Annotated in this window: 15 protein-coding genes and 2 pseudogenes; 15 read left to right on the top strand and 2 right to left on the bottom strand. The window is 43.1% G+C overall.

The window, feature by feature from the left end; translation table 11 throughout:
* Window positions 1-8 precede the first annotated feature (8 nt).
* The 13 genes and pseudogenes from accC to spo0A all read left to right on the top strand — a co-directional run bounded on the left by accC (window position 9) and on the right by spo0A (window position 13,893).
* The gene (gene accC, locus CU633_RS15920; RefSeq protein WP_101661576.1) at window positions 9-1,367 is read left to right on the top strand and encodes an acetyl-CoA carboxylase biotin carboxylase subunit; all 1,359 of its coding nucleotides are present in this window, start codon (window positions 9-11) and stop codon (window positions 1,365-1,367) included.
* 15 nt (window positions 1,368-1,382) lie between these two features.
* Window positions 1,383-1,790 carry an Asp23/Gls24 family envelope stress response protein gene (locus CU633_RS15915; protein WP_101661575.1) on the top strand — a complete coding sequence of 136 codons (408 nt, stop codon included), beginning with the start codon at window positions 1,383-1,385 and terminating at the stop codon, window positions 1,788-1,790.
* Window positions 1,791-2,019: 229 nt separating this feature from the next.
* Window positions 2,020-2,412, top strand: a complete 393-nt coding sequence (nusB, locus tag CU633_RS15910) for a transcription antitermination factor NusB (protein ID WP_101661574.1) — start codon at window positions 2,020-2,022, stop codon at window positions 2,410-2,412.
* A gap of 52 nt (window positions 2,413-2,464) precedes the next feature.
* Window positions 2,465-3,334: a bifunctional methylenetetrahydrofolate dehydrogenase/methenyltetrahydrofolate cyclohydrolase FolD gene (gene folD, locus CU633_RS15905; protein ID WP_101661573.1), complete on the top strand. Its 870-nt coding sequence runs from the start codon at window positions 2,465-2,467 to the stop codon at window positions 3,332-3,334.
* Window positions 3,335-3,477: 143 nt separating this feature from the next.
* Entirely contained in the window at window positions 3,478-4,833 is a 1,356-nt protein-coding gene (xseA, locus tag CU633_RS15900) for an exodeoxyribonuclease VII large subunit (RefSeq protein WP_101661572.1), read from the top strand.
* A complete protein-coding gene (locus CU633_RS15895) occupies window positions 4,823-5,056 on the top strand; it encodes an exodeoxyribonuclease VII small subunit (protein ID WP_101661571.1) in 234 nt (77 codons plus the stop codon). The genes xseA and CU633_RS15895 overlap by 11 nt, the downstream gene beginning before the upstream one ends.
* 4 nt (window positions 5,057-5,060) lie before the next feature.
* Window positions 5,061-5,954 (top strand): polyprenyl synthetase family protein, encoded by an 894-nt coding sequence (locus CU633_RS15890; protein WP_101661570.1) that lies wholly within the window; start codon window positions 5,061-5,063, stop codon window positions 5,952-5,954.
* A 293-nt stretch (window positions 5,955-6,247) separates the two neighbouring features.
* Window positions 6,248-8,147: pseudogene (dxs, locus tag CU633_RS15885) on the top strand (1-deoxy-D-xylulose-5-phosphate synthase).
* Entirely contained in the window at window positions 8,144-8,986 is an 843-nt protein-coding gene (locus CU633_RS15880) for a TlyA family RNA methyltransferase (RefSeq protein ID WP_101661568.1), read from the top strand. The pseudogene dxs and the gene CU633_RS15880 overlap by 4 nt, the downstream one beginning before the upstream one ends.
* Before the next feature lie 200 nt (window positions 8,987-9,186).
* Entirely contained in the window at window positions 9,187-9,636 is a 450-nt protein-coding gene (gene ahrC, locus CU633_RS15875) for a transcriptional regulator AhrC/ArgR (RefSeq protein ID WP_101661567.1), read from the top strand.
* 15 nt (window positions 9,637-9,651) lie between these two features.
* Window positions 9,652-11,343 carry a DNA repair protein RecN gene (gene recN, locus CU633_RS15870; RefSeq protein WP_101661566.1) on the top strand — a complete coding sequence of 564 codons (1,692 nt, stop codon included), beginning with the start codon at window positions 9,652-9,654 and terminating at the stop codon, window positions 11,341-11,343.
* Window positions 11,344-11,497: 154 nt separating this feature from the next.
* Window positions 11,498-12,796 carry a SpoIVB peptidase gene (spoIVB, locus tag CU633_RS15865; RefSeq protein WP_374703381.1) on the top strand — a complete coding sequence of 433 codons (1,299 nt, stop codon included), beginning with the start codon at window positions 11,498-11,500 and terminating at the stop codon, window positions 12,794-12,796.
* Window positions 12,797-13,101: 305 nt separating this feature from the next.
* Window positions 13,102-13,893, top strand: a complete 792-nt coding sequence (spo0A, locus tag CU633_RS15860; RefSeq protein WP_101661564.1) for a sporulation transcription factor Spo0A — start codon at window positions 13,102-13,104, stop codon at window positions 13,891-13,893.
* Window positions 13,894-14,112: 219 nt separating this feature from the next.
* Here spo0A and CU633_RS15855 read toward each other — a convergent pair whose 3' ends face one another.
* A complete protein-coding gene (locus tag CU633_RS15855; protein WP_180954995.1) occupies window positions 14,113-15,303 on the bottom strand; it encodes a glycosyl hydrolase family 28-related protein in 1,191 nt (396 codons plus the stop codon).
* Between the two features lie 536 nt (window positions 15,304-15,839).
* Here CU633_RS15855 and CU633_RS15850 point away from each other — a divergent pair.
* Together CU633_RS15850 and CU633_RS15845 are read left to right on the top strand one after the other, a co-directional pair.
* Window positions 15,840-16,961, top strand: coding sequence for an acyltransferase (locus CU633_RS15850; RefSeq protein ID WP_101661562.1), 1,122 nt, complete (start codon window positions 15,840-15,842; stop codon window positions 16,959-16,961).
* Between the two features lie 217 nt (window positions 16,962-17,178).
* Window positions 17,179-18,756, top strand: a complete 1,578-nt coding sequence (locus CU633_RS15845; RefSeq protein WP_101661561.1) for a DUF342 domain-containing protein — start codon at window positions 17,179-17,181, stop codon at window positions 18,754-18,756.
* A 43-nt stretch (window positions 18,757-18,799) separates the two neighbouring features.
* Here CU633_RS15845 and CU633_RS15840 read toward each other — a convergent pair.
* Window positions 18,800-18,941, bottom strand: a pseudogene (locus CU633_RS15840) (YycC family protein).

Below are 18,941 nucleotides of genomic sequence, written 5' to 3'. Positions count from 1 at the left end.
ATTTTATCATGATAAAAAAACTGTTAATTGCAAACAGAGGAGAAATAGCCGTTCGGATCATCCGTGCATGCCGCGAGATGAACATCGAATCGGTCGCCGTATACTCGGAAGCTGACAGGGAAGCCCTTCATGTCCAGCTTGCTGATGAAGCATACTGTATTGGACCGACAGCTTCAAAGGACAGCTACTTGAACTTTACAAATATCATCAGCGTTGCCAAATTGACCGACTGTGACGCGATCCATCCAGGCTATGGATTCCTTGCCGAAAATGCCGACTTTGCTGAACTGTGCCGGGAAGTGAATATCACTTTCGTGGGCCCAAGTCCCGAAGCCATCACAAAAATGGGCACGAAGGATATTGCACGGGAAACGATGCGCGAAGCCGGCGTTCCGATTGTTCCGGGCTCGCAAGGAATACTTAAATCGGTCGATGATGGTGTGAAGCTGGCCAATAAGATCGGCTACCCGGTTATTATTAAAGCAACAGCCGGCGGCGGCGGAAAGGGAATCCGCATCGCCAAAACAGAGCAGGAGCTCATCAAAGGCATTAATATTACCCAGCAGGAAGCTTTGACTGCTTTTGGAAATCCGGGCGTTTATCTTGAAAAATTTATCGAAGATTTTCGCCATGTTGAGATTCAAGTCCTCGCTGATACGCATGGGAATGTTATCCACCTCGGCGAACGCGATTGCACGATCCAAAGACGCCTGCAAAAACTGCTCGAAGAAACCCCTTCACCGGCCCTCGACGGGGAAATTCGTGAAGAAATGGGAAATGCAGCAGTAAAAGCGGCCAAAGCAGTTGATTATTCAGGCGCTGGCACGGTAGAATTTATATATGATTACCGCAATCGGAAATTTTATTTTATGGAAATGAACACAAGGATTCAAGTTGAACACCCGGTAACCGAAATGGTCACAGGCGTCGACTTAATTAAGGAACAAATCAGGGTGGCGTCCGGAGAAAAGCTTCGCTTAAAACAGGATGAAGTCACCTTTACCGGCTGGGCGATCGAATGCAGAATTAACGCCGAAAATCCTGAAAAGAACTTTATGCCGTCAGCCGGAAAAATCAACACGTACTTACCGCCAGGCGGACTCGGAGTCCGGATTGATTCGGCTGCATATCCCGGATATACAATCCCGCCCTACTACGATTCAATGATTGCGAAGGTCATCACATACGGAAGCAGCCGTGAAGAAGCGATTGCCAGAATGAAAAGAGCCCTGAATGAATTTGTGGTTGAAGGCATCCATACAACAATTCCTTTTCACTTAAGGCTGCTGGACCATGAACAATTTGTGGATGGCCAATTCAATACGAAATTTCTGGAACTGTATGATGTGATGAAATCGGATAAATAATTGGAGGTGCATGGAATGAGCGAAAATAACATTCTTGAAGTGAGCAAAGAGAATACTGGGCTCGGCAAAGTTGAAATTGCCCCGGAAGTAATCGAGGTGATTGCCGGAATTGCCGCATCAGAGGTGGAAGGAGTTTCGCAAATGCGCGGAAACTTCGCAACCGGTGTAGTTGAGAGGCTCGGCAAAAAAAACCATGGCAAAGGCGTGAAAGTCGAGCTTACCGAACAAGGAATCAAGGTTGATGTTTATTGCTTGATGAAATTCGGCGTCTCAATCCCGCACGTTGCCCAGAAAATCCAGGACAACATACGTCAGGCATTGCTGAATATGACGGCTCTGAACGCAGAAGAAGTAAACATTCATGTTGTCGGCATCCAGTTTGAAAACCAAAAGCAGGAAGCTGAAGAAGCTGAAGAGATTTGATACAAAAAAACCAAAGACATTCGCTGTCTTTGGTTTTTTGATAAGAAAAACAAGATTGATCCAACCAACAGACAATAATCTGCAATAATAACGAAAGAGACCGTGCAGAGCGAGACGACTTGTGCTATTATCTTGTTATGAATCGAGAGGTACAGCGAAAAAGTCATTTTTTTAATGAAATTTGACACACAAAAAACAATTTTTCCTTAAAAAGGAGCACATAATTCAAATGAAAAGAAGAACAGCAAGAGAAAAGGCACTCCAGGCTCTTTTTCAAATTGACGTTAGTCAGGCTGAGCCGGAAGCGGCCATCAAACACGTTTTGGAGGACGCCCCAAACGATGAGTATTTAACAAGGCTGGTGTCAGGTGTTGTCCAGCATAAAGAAGAACTCGATGACATGATTAAAGTTCATCTTGAGAATTGGACGCTTGAAAGGCTGGCAAATGTTGACCGGAATTTACTGCGAATGGCCGCTTTTGAGCTGGCCTATTGTAAAGAAGAAGTTCCGCCTAATGTCGTTCTTGATGAAGCAATCGAAATTGCCAAGCTGTATGGAGATGAACAATCAAGCCGGTTTATCAACGGAGTATTGTCCAGGATTAAACAGCAATTAACATAACAGCTGTCTGAAGCAGTAAAGCGGTATGGAATATGAAAACAGGAGGAAATGTATGTCAGCCCAATTGATTGATGGAAAAGAAATTTCCCGAAAAAAGCGCGCGGAAATTGCCGATGATGTGGCCAGATTAAAGAAATTAAATGTACATCCGGGCCTTGCCGTCATATTGGTCGGAAATGACCAGGCATCAAGTACATATGTGAAAAACAAGGAGAAAGCAAGCAAAGAGCTGGGGATGCACTCTGTCGTAGTCAAATATCCCGAGTCGCTTACAGAACAAGAGCTGTTGTCCAAAATTGCAGAACTGAATAATGACGACTCGATCCATGGCATTTTAGTTCAGCTTCCGCTCCCAAAACATATCAATGAAACGAATGTGATCGAAGCAATCTCGCCTGAAAAGGATGTCGACGGCTTTCATCCCGTTAACATCGGGAGAATGATGACCGGCCAGGATGCATTTGTGCCTTGTACACCTTCAGGCATTATGGTAATGCTTAAAGAAATGAATATTGAAATCTCCGGCAAGCATGTTGTTGTCGTCGGGCGGAGCAACATCGTCGGAAAGCCGTCAGGGCAGCTGTTTCTAAATGAAAATGCTACTGTTACATATTGTCACTCAAAGACAAAGGATTTAAAAGCTTTTACAAAAACGGCAGATATACTTGTTGCGGCTGTCGGCAGAGCCAATTTAATCACAGCAGACCATGTGAAGGAAGGGGCTGCTGTCATTGATGTAGGGATGAACCGCAATGATCAAGGCAAGCTTTGCGGTGATGTTGCATTTGAAGAAGTAAGCAAAAAAGCAGCCTTCATTACGCCTGTTCCTGGCGGAGTGGGACCGATGACAATCACCATGCTTATGCACAATACATTGAAATCAGCCGGTAACTTCCAAAAAAGGCAGCAAAAAACCGATTGACCCAGTTTAGTCCCTGTCTATTATCAGGATGGATCTTAATATTCGAAACCCCGGAGAGGTGACGGCTAGAGATTCAAACCTTATAATAGATGGGGACAGTTTTTTTGCCAGGATATATAGGCAGAATTTAAAGGAGTTTGCTTATGGAACAGCGTTTTTTAACCGTCAACGCTTTAACCAGATATATAAAAAGAAAATTTGATGCTGATCCCCATTTGCAGGACGTTTTCGTGAAGGGGGAAATCTCCAATTTTAAGCAGCATTCGAGCGGCCATATGTACTTTACGTTAAAGGATGAAAAAGCCCGGATTCTTGCCGTCATGTTTTCGAGCTCGAACCGTGCGATGAAGTTTTCACCGGAAAACGGAATGAAGGTGCTGGTGAAAGGAGATATAACCGTCTATGAATCGAGCGGCCAGTATCAAATCTACATTAAGGAAATGCGCCCGGATGGAATCGGCGAGCTGTATTTGGCTTATCAGCAGCTGAAAGAAAAGCTGCAGAAGGAAGGGCTGTTTTCACCCCAGTATAAAAAAAGCATCCCAAAATACCCGCAGACAGTAGGGGTCATCACCTCGCCAACCGGAGCGGCGATTCGTGACGTCCTGACAACACTGAAGCGCCGTTATCCGATTGCGAGAGTCATCATCATTCCTGCGTTAGTGCAGGGAGAGCAGGCAGCTCCGTCGATCGCAAAGGCGATTGCAACGGCGAATGGCAACAGCGAAATCGATGTGCTGATCGTCGGCCGTGGCGGAGGTTCGATTGAAGAACTATGGGCTTTTAATGAAGAAATTGTCGCAAGAACAATTTTTGAATCGCGCGTTCCAATCATTTCAGCCGTCGGGCATGAAACGGATTATACGATTGCCGATTTCGTCGCCGACATGCGAGCACCCACACCGACGGCCGCCGCAGAGCTTGCGGTCCCGCATATAGACGATTTAATGGAAAGGATTATGAATCGGCGGACGAGGCTGCTGCGCGCGATGAAGGAAAAAATCGCCGCGCAAAATCAGCGCTTGAACCGTTTGCAAAAATCTTACGCCTTTCGCTATCCGCAAAGACTGTACGAGCAGAAAATCGAACAGGTCGATAAGCGGACGGAACAGCTTGTCAAAGGAGCGCAAAAGCTTTTCGCCTTAAAAACGGAACAGCACCGGCTCGCGCTCGGGCGGCTGAACCGTGTCCATCCGCGCGAGCTTTTAAGCGAAGCCGCTGCCAGCTATAAAAGAACAAACCGGGCATTAAACAAAGCATTGGGGAACATTCATACAAATAAGCAAAAGGATCTTCACAGCATGCTAACAACGCTTGAAGCATTAAGTCCCCTGAAAATAATGAACCGGGGCTATAGTCTCGTTTATAAAGATGACGGCCAACTGGTGAAAAGCATCTCTGCGGTAAAAAAGGACGAATCAATTGAAGTCAAAATGGCAGATGGCAATATGCAGTGCAGAGTAATAGATATAAAGGAGAGCGAGAACAGTGGCATCTGAAAAACAACTAACATTTGAGGAAGCGATGGAGAAACTGGAAGTGATCGTTGACCGGTTGGAGGAGGGCGATGTCCCTCTTGAAGAGGCGATTTCGATCTATAAAGAAGGGATGGAGCTTTCAAAGCTTTGCCATGATAAATTGAAAAGCGTGGAGGAACAGCTGACCCAGGTTTTAACTGAGGAAGGAAAGACGGAGCCATTCTCCATCAAAGAGGAGGAATAGCCTTTTGAACAATCAATCTTTTGCTTCTTTTGCAAACGAACATAAACAGCTCCTTGAAGAACAGCTGCGGAAATCGATAAATGATATCGAAGGTCCGGCGATTATGAAGGAAGCCATGCTTTACTCTCTCGAAGCAGGTGGGAAGCGGATTCGTCCGCTTTTACTGTTTGCGACGCTCCATGCCTTCGGGCAAACGAGCCAAAAGGGGCTGAACACTGCTGCGGCAATTGAAATGCTTCATACCTATTCGCTGATCCACGATGATCTGCCGAGCATGGACAATGATGACTTGCGCAGGGGAAAACCGACCAGCCACAAAGTGTTCGGGGAAGCATTTGCGATTTTGGCAGGGGACGCACTTTTAACATACAGCTTTCAACTGATTGCTGAAACCCCGGAACAATTCGCTTCGTCTGCGACAAAGCTTGAGCTGATCATTGAATTCGCAAAGGCGGCAGGGGCGGAAGGCATGGTTGGCGGCCAGGCGGCCGATCTTGAAGGCGAAGGAAAGGCACTGTCTAAACAAGAATTAGAATATATTCATGTTCACAAAACTGGAAAGCTGTTGATGTACAGCGTGCTGGCCGGAGCGCTGCTGGCCGGTGCTGACAAAGCCACAATCGACAAGCTGACCAAGTATGCCTACCATTTAGGCCTTGCATTCCAGATCAGGGATGATATATTAGACCTCGAAGGAAGTGAAGAACTGATTGGCAAACCGATTGGCAGTGATATGAACAACCAAAAAAGTACATATCCTTCTTTGCTGACGATGGAAGGGGCAAAACAAGAATTAGCCGGGCATATTCACAAAGCAAAACTGACTCTAATGGAAACCGGGTTATATACCGTCCTTTTGGAAGAGATTGCTGATTTGATTGCAGACCGGAACCATTAGTAAATTTGAGGCAGTGTTGGGCATATGATATAATTGGGTTACTTTATTAACCGTTAACAAAAGCTAAGTTTATGAGGAAAGCATATTTTTGAACAAGTGCCAATATGCCGTTACACTTCGGTGTTAGCGGCTATTTTTAAAACTGTATTTCTGTTTGCAGGGAAAACGATAATCACCGGAATCAGATTCTCCCCGCAACAGGAATTTGTGCCGCGCATACCAGTATGGGCACCGGCATTTGTTGAAATTAATTAATTACAAACGAAATAGGGATGAAAGCGAGTGATCCGAATATGGATCTATTGAACATTAAAGACCCGGAATTCTTAAAAGATTTATCAATAAAAGAATTGGAAGCGCTCAGCGATGATATCCGCCAATTTTTAATAGAAAAGCTTTCAATAACCGGAGGGCATATCGGCCCCAATCTGGGCGTTGTTGAGTTAACGATTGCGTTGCATAAATGCTTTGACAGCCCGAAGGACAAAATCATCTGGGATGTAGGGCACCAGTCCTATGTTCATAAAATTTTAACGGGACGGGCTTCGCAATTTGATACCTTGCGCCAGTTCAAAGGACTTTGCGGATTTCCGAAAAGAATCGAAAGCGATCACGATGTATGGGAAACAGGCCATAGCTCAACCTCTCTTTCAGCAGCAATGGGGATGGCCATCGCCAGAGACTTGAAAAAAGAGGATTCGTTTATTGTTCCGGTGATTGGAGACGGTGCTTTAACAGGCGGGATGGCACTCGAAGCGCTCAACCATATCGGCCATGAAAAAAAGGATATGATCGTGATCCTGAATGATAATGAAATGTCGATTGCCCCTAATGTCGGAGCGCTCCACAATATTCTGGGCCGATTAAGGACAGCAGGCAAATACCGATGGGCAAAAGACGAGCTTGAAATGCTTCTCAAGAAAATTCCGGCTGTCGGCGGGCGCCTTGCCTCGACCGCGGAAAGAGTAAAAGACAGCTTGAAATATTTGCTTGTTTCCGGAATATTTTTTGAAGAATTGGGTTTTACGTATCTCGGGCCTGTCGATGGGCATAGTTATGAAGATTTGTTTGAGAATTTAAGCTATGCGAAAAAGACTGAAGGACCGGTCCTGCTTCATGTTATTACGAAAAAGGGTAAAGGATACCAACCAGCTGAAAACGATAAAATCGGTACGTGGCATGGTACGGGCTCTTATAAAATTGAAACGGGTGATTTTGTCAAGCCGATTAATCCGCCTCCAGCCTGGAGCAAGCTTGTCAGTGAGACGGTCCGGCAGTTGGCCCGTGAAGATGAGCGGATTGTCGCGATCACACCGGCGATGCCTGTCGGTTCCAAACTGGAAGGGTTTGCAAGTGAGTTTCCCGATCGGATGTATGATGTCGGCATTGCCGAGCAGCATGCTGCGACACTTGCGGCAGGGCTTGCAACCCAGAATATGAAACCGTTTTTGGCGATCTATTCAACTTTTTTGCAGAGAGCATATGACCAGGTTGTCCACGACATTTGCCGGCAGAACTTAAATGTGTTTATCGGCATTGACCGGGCCGGACTGGTCGGTGCGGACGGCGAAACCCACCAGGGTGTATTCGATATCGCCTTCTTAAGGCATCTGCCAAATATGGTATTGATGATGCCGAAGGATGAAAACGAAGGCCGTCATATGGTAAACACCGCGTTAAAATATGATGACGGACCAATTGCTATGCGCTTCCCGCGCGGCAACGGAATTGGCGTTCCGATGGATGAACAATTAAAAACAATTCCAATCGGCAGCTGGGAGATTTTAAGAGACGGGGAAGATGCGGCGATCCTGACATTCGGGACAACGATCCCAATGGCAATGGAAGCAGCTGCGATTCTTGAGAAACAAGGGATCTCCGTTAAAGTGGTCAACGCGAGGTTTATCAAGCCTCTTGATGAAAACATGCTTAAAGGCATTCTCAATGAAGCGATGCCGGTCTTTACCATCGAGGAAGCTGTTTTACAGGGGGGCTTTGGCAGCGCCGTACTTGAATTTGCCCATAATCACGGCTACCATAACGCCCGGATTGAACGGATGGGTATTCCAGACCAATTTATTGAGCATGGAAGTGTGACTGAGCTCCTCGAAGAAATTGGGATGACCGTAGAGAATGTCGTGCAGAAAATGAAAATCCTCGCCAGAAAAAAACAAAAAAGGGCTTAAAGGATGAAAAGCAAAAAAGAACGCTTAGATGTACTGCTTGTAGAAAAAGGCTTGTTCGACACGAGGGAGAAAGCAAAACGGGCTGTGATGGCCGGCCTTGTGTACAGCAATGAGGAACGGCTTGATAAGCCGGGCGAAAAAGTGAATGCAAACCTGCCGCTTACGGTAAAAGGCAACGTTATGCCTTATGTCAGCAGAGGCGGATTAAAGCTTGAAAAAGCTTTGAAGATATTCGATGTCGATGTCCGTGACCGAGTGATGCTTGATATCGGCTCGTCGACCGGGGGCTTTACGGATTGCGCCCTGCAAAATGGGGCCAGGCTCTCGTACGCACTGGACGTCGGCTATAACCAGCTCGCCTGGAAATTGCGCCAGGATGAGCGGGTCGTCGTTATGGAACGGACAAACTTCCGTTATGTTACGCCTGCAGATTTGCAAGGGGAAATGCCGAGCTTTGCAACGATCGATGTTTCATTTATTTCCCTGACATTAATTTTACCTGTGCTAAAAACATTGCTTGTGCAAGGCAGCGATGTCATAGCCCTTGTCAAACCGCAATTTGAGGCAGGAAAAGACCAGGTTGGCAAAAAGGGAATTGTCCGGGATAAAAAAGTCCATGAGAGCGTCCTTGAAAAAATCATAGATTTTTCACTAAGCATCGGCTTTAATGTAAAAAACCTTTCTTACTCGCCAATCACCGGCGGCGATGGCAATATTGAATTTCTGCTCCATCTTGATTGGGAAGGTGAACAGGAAAGAGGGCAGAATGAGCTCGCAATTCCACCGGCGCAAGTGGTAGAGGAGGCCCATGCTGAATTAAAGTCAAAACAAGCTGCAGAGGAATGAGCGAAATGCTTATTCCTTTTTTTGTCGATAAGGTTATGTTTCAGTTCCGGTTAAAAGTATCAAACTAAACATGAAAAACGCATTTAATCCCCTGCAGTGAATAATCCGTGTCGTTTTTTAAGAAAAAATGTACAAGATAACAGAAATGGGCTAACATAAATAATAGAAAACTGTTACGATTCGCTTTTGAGGTGATAGGAATGAATAAAGGACAGCGCCATATTAAGATACGTGACTTAATTACAAACAATGATATAGAAACCCAGGATGATCTCGTTGACCGGCTGAAACGTGCAGGTTTTAACGTAACCCAGGCTACCGTTTCCCGCGATATTAAAGAGCTTCACTTAGTGAAAGTGCCTTTAATGGATGGCAGGTATAAATACAGCTTGCCGGCCGATCAAAGGTTCAATCCATTGCAAAAGCTAAAAAGATCACTAATGGATGCATTTGTGAAGATCGATAATGCCGGGCATTTACTGGTGATGAAAACACTGCCGGGCAATGCGATGGCGATCGGGGCATTAATTGACAATCTTGACTGGGAAGAAATACTTGGAACGATCTGCGGTGATGATACAATCTTGATCATCTGCAGGACACCTGAAGACACAAACGTAATTTCAGACCGTTTTCTTGAAATGCTCTAACCGAGGTGACGTCTTTTGTTAAATGAACTGTCCATAAAAAATTTCGCAATCATCGAAGCCCTGTCGATACCGTTTCAAAAGGGTTTGACTGTGTTAACGGGAGAAACGGGCGCAGGGAAATCGATCATTATCGATGCCGTCCATATGCTTGTCGGCGGCAGGGGCTCATCAGAATTTGTCCGTCACGGCGAAGAAAAGGCCGAGATTGAAGGGCTGTTTGTTCTCGATGATGACAGGCACCCATGCTGCGAAAAGGCAAAAGCATTTGGAATAGAGATTGAAGAAGGAATGGTGATCCTTCGCCGCGATATAGCCAAAAACGGTAAAAGTGTCTGCCGCATAAACGGCAAGCTCGTTACGATTTCGACGTTGAGGGAAATTGGCAGCACGCTGATTGATATTCATGGGCAGCACGAGCATCAGGAGCTAATGGATGACACGATGCATATTTCGTTGCTTGACCAGTTCGGTGCAGAGGAGATTTCTGTTGCTCTTGAAGATTACCGGCAAGTATACCGCGCTTATCAAACGGCACAAGGAAAACTGAAAAATTTAAGTGAAAATGAACAGCAAATGGCCCACCGCCTCGATTTACTCCAATTTCAGTTTGAGGAAATCCAGGCTGCCAATTTGAAGGTTAATGAAGATGAAGAGCTTTTCGAAGAAAAACAAAAGCTTGCGAACTTCGAACGGATCTTTGCAGCCGTCCAATCAGCATATACAGCCCTGCAAGGCGAACAAAATGGGCTTGACTGGATTGGGCTTGTGATGGGGCATTTGCAGGATGCAGCAGATCTTGACCCGGCTTATAAGGAAATGTATGAAACAGTATCGAACAGCTTTTATGCCCTTGAAGATGTTTCAAGGTCGCTTCGCAATGAACTGGATCTCCTCGAGTTTGATCCGGGCCGCTTAAACGAAATTGAAGAAAGATTGACGGAAATCAATGCTTTAAAACGTAAATACGGAAGCACGATTGCTGAAATTCTTGAATATGCAGCAAGGATTGAAGAAGAAATCGAAACGCTGCAAAACAAGGAAACGCATATCGGCCAATTGGAACAACAGCTTTCATCACTGCGGAAGGATTTGACATTGGAAGCGAAACAGCTGACCGATCTTCGCAAGAGCTGGGCAAAAAAGCTGACCAAGCTGATCATGAAAGAATTGAAAGAGCTGTACATGGAAAAAACGGTGTTCGAGGTAAAATTCGGCACAGCAGGAGATGGATTCACGAAAAACGGTTCAGATAAGGCCGAATTTTTCATTTCGACAAATCCGGGTGAACCGCTCAAACCCCTTTCAAAAATTGCCTCAGGTGGAGAGCTTTCACGAATCATGCTTGCTTTGAAAAGCATTTTTTCCAAACATCAGGGAGTTACTTCGATCATATTTGATGAAGTAGATACCGGTGTAAGCGGAAGAGTCGCCCAGGCGATAGCTGAAAAAATTTATAAAGTATCGGTGAACTCGCAAGTGCTTTGCATATCACACTTGCCGCAAGTTGCTGCGATGGCCGATACGCATTTGTTTATTGCGAAGAAAACGAAAGCGGGACGGACAAAAACAACAGTTACCCCGCTCACCGCTCCTGAGAAAATTAAAGAAATCGGCCGAATGATTTCCGGCGTCGAAATTACCGATTTAACCAAAAAGCATGCCGAAGAGCTTCTCCAGCTGGCGAACGAACTGAAAACAGCAAATTAAAGCTATCCATATGGGTAGCTTTTTCTCTTTTGCAAAAATCATTCCTGGCAAATGGATAAAAACTTTAGTTTCCAGCGGTTATAAATGCCTCTGAAGCAGGCAAAATTATAGATGTAGCCATTTTTAACGAGTGTGTGGACTAGAAGCGAGGAGAGTGAAAAATTTGATATATGAGCATCTCAGAAAGATAATTGGTGGAATTCTCCTTGTTTCATTAATTGCCATCGGATTTTTAAAGCCCTTTCACGAATATTTGTCAATTCCAAAACAACTTACCATTTTTGAAGGACAACAGATCGATCTGCCCAAGGCTGTGACAGTATCGGCTGGTTTGTCTTCAGATAATTCAAATCTTAACCTTGTTCAAGACCGGGAGTCAATCTCACTCGAAGCAAAGGAATATGGAAAAAATGAGATGATCCTCGAGCTGGCGGGTTTTCCCATCAAGAAAGTTGATGTTGATGTTTTAAAGGATTTTAAAGTTTACCCGGGCGGCCAGTCGATCGGAGTGAAGTTGAATACGATAGGTGTGTTAGTTGTAGGCCATCACCAGGTTGAAACCCCGGAAGGGAAAGTATCGCCGGGAGAAGCCGCCGGAATAAAGGTCGGCGATATTATTACTGAAATAAACGGAACGCCAATAGAGAAAATGACGGACGTTGGCCCGGTCGTTCAAAAAGCGGGAAACAAAGGTGAACCCCTTAATATCACGATTAACCGCGAGAATGAAAAGATCAGCGCACAATTAAAGCCGACGCAAGAAAAAGGCGAAAATTCCTATAAGCTTGGCCTTTACATCCGGGATTCAGCAGCTGGTATCGGCACGATGACTTTTTATCACCCGCAATCAAAAAAGTATGGTGCATTGGGGCATGTCATTTCCGACATGGATACAAAGAAACCGATTGTCGTTGAAGATGGGCAAATTGTCCGGTCAACTGTTACTTCGATTGAAAAAGGAAGCAACGGAGATCCCGGCGAAAAGCTGGCGCGATTTTCAACCGATCGGGAAGTAATCGGAAACATAAACAAAAACAGTCCATTTGGGATTTTTGGCAAGTTGAATAAAGATATTGAAAATGGCGTCTATGATGAGCCATTGCCGATTGCATTATCGCATCAGGTTAAAGAAGGTCCCGCGAAAATTTTAACGGTAGTCGACAATGACGAAGTAAACTTGTTTGACATCGAAATTGTCAGCACGATTCCGCAAAAGTTTCCGGCGACGAAAGGAATGGTTATTAAAGTAACAGATCCGAAGCTGCTCGAAAAAACGGGCGGAATCGTCCAGGGAATGAGCGGAAGCCCGATCATCCAGGATGGAAAGCTAGTTGGCGCTGTCACACACGTTTTCGTTAATGATCCAGCATCCGGCTACGGTGTTCACATTGAATGGATGCTAACCGAAGCGGGCATCGATATATATGAGCAGCCAAAGCAAAAAGCAAGCTAAATACAAAATGATAGTGATCCGTTTGGCTCCTTAAATAGGCAGGTTATCCTGCCTATCTTTTATTATGTGCGCCCGATGGCAAAAAAAAATGAAGATTTTTCGACAAAGTGTTGACTTCAAATTTTAAAACAGGCGAAATTCGTCGAAAGACAAAGAAATTTAAAGGAAAAATGTGATTTTATGCCCTTTTTCAGAAAATATTAAAAAACAAAAGGAATTTAGGTTGCATTGTCGAATTTGTCATTTAGAATAGAATTTAGATGGGTAAGAAAAGAGACCATAATGGAGTCAAGGAGGAACAAGAAGTGAAGAAAATTAAAGTTTGTGTTGTAGACGACAACAGGGAGCTTGTTGAATTATTAGAGGAATATATTTCTTCCCAAGAGGATATGGAAGTAGTCGGCGTTGCCCATAACGGCCAGGAGTGCCTTGAAATTGTGGAGGAAACCAATCCGGACGTTTTGGTTTTAGATATTATTATGCCTCATTTGGACGGTCTTGCCGTCTTGGAACAGGTCCGTGAGATGAAGACGAATCCAGCTCTTAATGTCATCATGCTCACCGCGTTCGGACAGGAAGATGTCACAAAGAAAGCTGTTGAACTTGGTGCCTCTTATTTTATTTTGAAGCCTTTTGATATGGAAAATTTGGCAAACCATATTCGCCAGGTAAGCGGGAAATCAACCAATATGGTTAGAAAGCCGTTTTCCTCAAATTATCGGTCGCCTGCTGAACAAAAACCGAAAAATCTTGACGCAAGCATCACAAGCATTATCCATGAAATCGGTGTACCGGCCCATATCAAAGGCTACATGTACCTGCGTGAAGCCATTTCCATGGTTTACAATGATATCGAACTCCTTGGCTCGATTACGAAAGTGCTATATCCCGATATCGCGAAGAAATACAACACAACAGCAAGCCGTGTAGAACGGGCGATCCGCCATGCGATTGAAGTCGCCTGGAGCAGGGGCAATATCGAATCGATTTCATCTCTTTTCGGCTACACCGTCAGCATGACGAAAGCAAAACCAACCAATTCCGAATTCATTGCAATGGTCGCTGACAAGCTTAGACTTGAACATAAAGCTTCTTGAAAGGGTTAGGATAAAGGTCGTTAGCTTTAAATTTACAATCCAATTTAATTTTATCCGATTGCAACAATTAAAGACCAATGCCTTTTTTGTCATTGGTCTTCCTGATTTTTTTAGCAATATGGCATTAAAAGATTTTTAAAGAAAGTCAATAATTTTCTTTCGCTAAACTCATCAGATATTATCCTGTTTTGTTATTATACTGCCTGAGTCCGGTAGATATTAGTGGTATTTTACATTGATGATTTCATTGTTCAAGGCCTTTAGCCCGGGTATTTTACTGTTCGCATACACTCCATATCGGCCGTTCATCAATACATTGTGCAGGATAGTGAAGTTTTTTATTGCCCGCTTTGAATTATTAGAGGTAATAGCAATGATAGACGAATGATTGCAGGATCCCTTGCCTCCATTTTTCAGATAATTTTTAATGATGTGTACATCACTTGCGTTAGCTACATCAATAATTCTTGCGTAGTTCCCTACTCCAGCGATTTTGTTATGCGAGATGGTCACGTCGTTCGCATAAACGGATATACCCGCCCACATGTCATACTCTTTTTCCTCTGAATATGTACTATAGAAGTTATTTTGAAAAAAGCTGTTAAATATTTTATTTCCTTTGATGAGCACTCCGGGTGATTGTATTTTAATCGCTCTTTTATAAATATAAGAAAAAGAATTATTTAAGATTTGCAGATTCACTCTATCGTTAAAGCCCTGTATGACAATTGCATCTCCATCATCTTTTGGGCCGATTTCTTTGAAGGTTGAGTTGCTGATTTTTATATTCTTACTTGCGGCTTGTTTCTTATAAGCCGGGCTGATTAGAATTCCTCTGGCAACAAAATGCCCCCAGCCTTTTACGGGGTTTCTGGCCATCACATTTTCGATTTTGTTATGATCCAATATGATATTTCTAGTTCCACCTTGAATTCTAATCGCACTTACCGTTAACCGAAATAATGAGCGGTGATTTGGCTGCGTAAAATTTTTAATGGTACTTTTGACAATCGATACATTGCTGGAACCTTCTTCAATAGTAATTCCCCGCAAAGATGTATCATTTCCGTCAACTGTCAGGTTGCGAATGCGAATATTTGAGCCTTTAACCCTCATAACGGTTTTCAGGGCAGAAGAGGCTTTTATTATAGCATTGGTGCCATACATCTCTGTTTGACCCTTAATATGTAATTCTTTCGTTATTTTATATTCACCGTCAGGAAAATAAATGATCTGGCCAGCGCCATCTTGTAACGCTTTTTGTAACGCTTTTGTATCATCGGAAACTCCATCCCCGACAGCTCCATAATCCTTTACGTTCAATAAAACCGTCTCATCTTGTGAGAAGAGCGGAAACAGGAAGAAGGATAATCCTATTATAAAAACATAAACAGCTAATTTCTTAACCACTATTAATACTCCCTTTTTATGGAACAAATAAGATGAAAAATTTAACTGATTCTTTAACAGGCTTATTTGAAATGCTTCTTTGCTTTGCTCTTTATTGTAAGGGTTAAAAATTCAAAGGCAATAACAAGGAACTAACAAAAATATTACATTGGGGTTTTAACGAATATTTCATCCCAATCAGTTGGGAGTAAAGATCTATTTCTTCACTCTACACAATGTTAATAGGTAAAGAAATAATGAAAGAAATTCCTGTTGCTAAGACTTCTATTCCAAAACGTATGTCCCTGAAAAAATGTAGAAATGAATAATTTGGAATAAACTATGACCTTTTAACCGAGTTTTCCTTTACGAATTTTATTAGGAAAAAATGCTTACTAACTCTTTATACTAATATAGCGTTTACATAATAATTATATGCATCGTTTGGTCCTTTTTTGAATCCAGGACAAAAGACCAGACTTTTATAAACGTCAACATCTTTGTATATTTTTGAACTAAAATGGGGTTGATTTGAGAATAAGGGAGGAAGAACATCAATGTCTGCTGAATCAAAGCGTCCCGGCAAAGAGGGCAAGAAGTATATTTACGAGATTCATTTTTTGCGTGCATTTGCATGTCTGTCGGTTGTTGGGGTCCATGTTTCTGCTGCGAACTATGGAATGAATCAAGAGACATGGACCTGGTTCACCTATTTTCTTAATCAAATCGGACGATTTGGCACCCCTATTTTCGCTGTTATTAGCGGCTTTCTTCTTTTTTATCAGGTGAAAAGAAGAGGATTTGAACTAGGCAGGTTCCTGAAATCACGTCTGTCCAAGATTGTTATTCCATTTCTTATCTGGAGCCTGGCTTATCGTTATCTTCTTTACTATTACGACAATCAGGCATTGGACGGCTACGGAGCGGAAGTCAAGAAAATTTTATTGGGGGATTCCTTCTATCACCTATATTTTGTTGCAATAGTGGTTCAATTTTATTTGATCTTTCCATTCATTCAAAAGTTATTTCGTACCCAAACTCTATTGCTGGTGTTTGCGTTTATTTCATTGTTAATCAGCTATAATCTTTATGGATTTAATCCTGGCATAGAAGGGGCAATTGGGGAATTCCTGGCCAGTAAGTCATTTATGCCTGTCTGGATTTTTTACTTTGCCTTTGGCGGATTTCTTGCCTACTTCTGGGATGAAATTGTGAACTTTGCAACGAAACGGCCGTGGCAAATGCTGGCTTTGGCATTGATCGTTTCAGCAGGTGCAGTTGTGGAATATACGATGAATGGCTTTGTTTCCAATAGAAGACTTTCAAATCTGGCAAATATCCCTTTGCTTTGTATTGCAACGATTGGAATTTATCCGCTTCTGGCCAGATGGAATGTGATCAAAAAGCCTCTATACTTAATTGGCCAATATTCGATGGGAATTTATTTGATCCATCCAATGATCTTATATCTGTTTGCACGGCATCTCCCGGAACATTATTGGAATGCAAATTATGTTGTCTTTATGTTTATGGCAGTTATGCTTACAGCGGTCATTTTCATTCGAATTCTGCAGTTTATCCCGCTTAGCGGCTTTATTATCCCGGTACCAAAAATCAAAAAGACGAAGCGTCTTCAAGAAACAGCGGAAGGAGTTCCTGAGAAGAAACAACCTGCATAGTCATATTTAATTGAACAAGTTTTGAATAAAGCCGCCAAATGGCGGCTTTTACTAATGGTTTTAAAGATATAACGGGGATTTTCAGCAAATTTTAACCATTAATGTGGATAAATAATGTCCCAAAGAAGCAATTTTTATGAATTTTATCAACATTTTACTGCAAAATTTTCCTGTTCGTATATACTTGAAGAAAAAGGACTAGTTGGTAGGGAGTGCTATGGAACTATATAGAGATGAAACTATATTGCTTGAAGAAGAAAGCGGTTCCGTTTTTTTAACGGTTTTTAAAAGCGGAATGACATTTGTGAAACTGGATCGAACCTTGCAAACGCTGCCGCAAATATCGATCACAAAGTTTCTGCCTTTAAAGGACGCCTTGAACGCGGGTTTTTGTGAAAAGCTTGAGATTGGCAATATAAAACCGCCGGTCGACCTGGAAATCTCGAGAGACAGCATGACAGCAAAGATCAGGTTAAATTGTACAGAACAGCATTTGAAAGAAAATCTAAATCGTATGAAAGCTGAAATTAAAAACATGCTTGAATCAAGGGGGATTTGTGAAGGAATTCTTTATTATGTTATTGATCATGAGCTGAAAGTCCAGAAGGATATTACTATTGCAGCTGGCACCGAAGCGGTGGACGGACAAGATGCACAAATTACCTATTTTCAACCGACTGAACGAAAACCAACGATCAAAGAAGACGGTAAAGCTGACTATTTTGATATGCATTTTTTAGACGAAGTAGAAAAAGGGGATTGGCTCGGGGAAAAGCATCATCCGACAGATGGAGTACCTGGAAAAAATATATATGGTGACATACTGCTTCCGAAAAAGGGAAAAGACAGGAAGCTTTTATATGACGCAAAAACGGTCATGGAACATGAAGAGGACGGGAAAATTGTTCTCCGCGCACTTGTAAAAGGAGTTGTCGAGAAAAAGGGAAACCGCATCGCCGTCGGGGATCATCTAATCGTAAATGGCGATGTTGGCATAGAAACGGGAAATATTGATTTTAACGGGAATATCACGATTAAAGGCATCATAATGGAGGGCTTTTCCGTCTCAGCGGACAAGGATATCTCAATTCTCGGGTCAATGGGCTTAAGCGGAGTCGAGTCTGTCACTTCGCGAAACGGTGATATTTTTATTAAGGGCGGGGCCTTTGGTAAAGGGAAAACAAAGATCAGAGCGGCGAAGAATATTTTTATAAAGCATGCCAATGAGTGTACGCTCGAGGCTGGCGAAAATATTACGATCGGCTATTACTCAGTCGGCAGCCTTTTAAAGGCCAGAAATGTTTTGGCCCATGAAAAAAAGGGGAAGCTAATTGGCGGTGTGATTGAGGCAAAGGGGAAGGTGGTTGCCGGCATTGTCGGCAACCATCTCGAGAGGAAAACGAATATTCATGTTGAAGGATTTAACAGAGAGTTAATCCAGATGGAATTGGAGGGACTGTTTTCAGAATATGATATGGCAACCCTCCATGTTGAACGTTATGCACAACAGCTTTCTGTAAATGAAGGTTTATTGGATCAGCTAAATGAACAGCAAAAAAATCAATATGAACTGACAAAATCGAATTATGAAGAAGAACTTGAGAAGCTCAACGGGTTGGATCAGAAGCGCAAATCATTGACATCACTGCTTGAAGCAAAGGGGGAAGGCGAGGTTACAGTGGGGGTTATTGCCTATCCTGAAACAGTGATCCAGATTAAGGTCATGATTAAAAGGATCCATTCTTCTACCCACGGCACTTTTTATGCAATGGGTAATCAACTCCACCATGAGTAAAGAAAAAGATGCTGAAGTTTGTTTCAGCATCTTTTTCGCAGGACTATTCATTAGTTTCCTTCTCGATTTCGATCAGCTTTTGGATTAAAAATATGCTGTGGCATATGCATAACCTGTTCTAACGGGATATTCAGCTTCCCGGCAATTTTTACAGCCGTTTCGGCGCTGATTTGCAGGGGTTTCAT

The organism is Bacillus sp. V3-13 (genome assembly GCF_002860165.1).
Classification (GTDB): Bacteria; Bacillota; Bacilli; order Bacillales; family Cytobacillaceae; genus Bacillus_BJ.
This window is presented reverse-complemented; position numbering and strand designations above follow the sequence as displayed.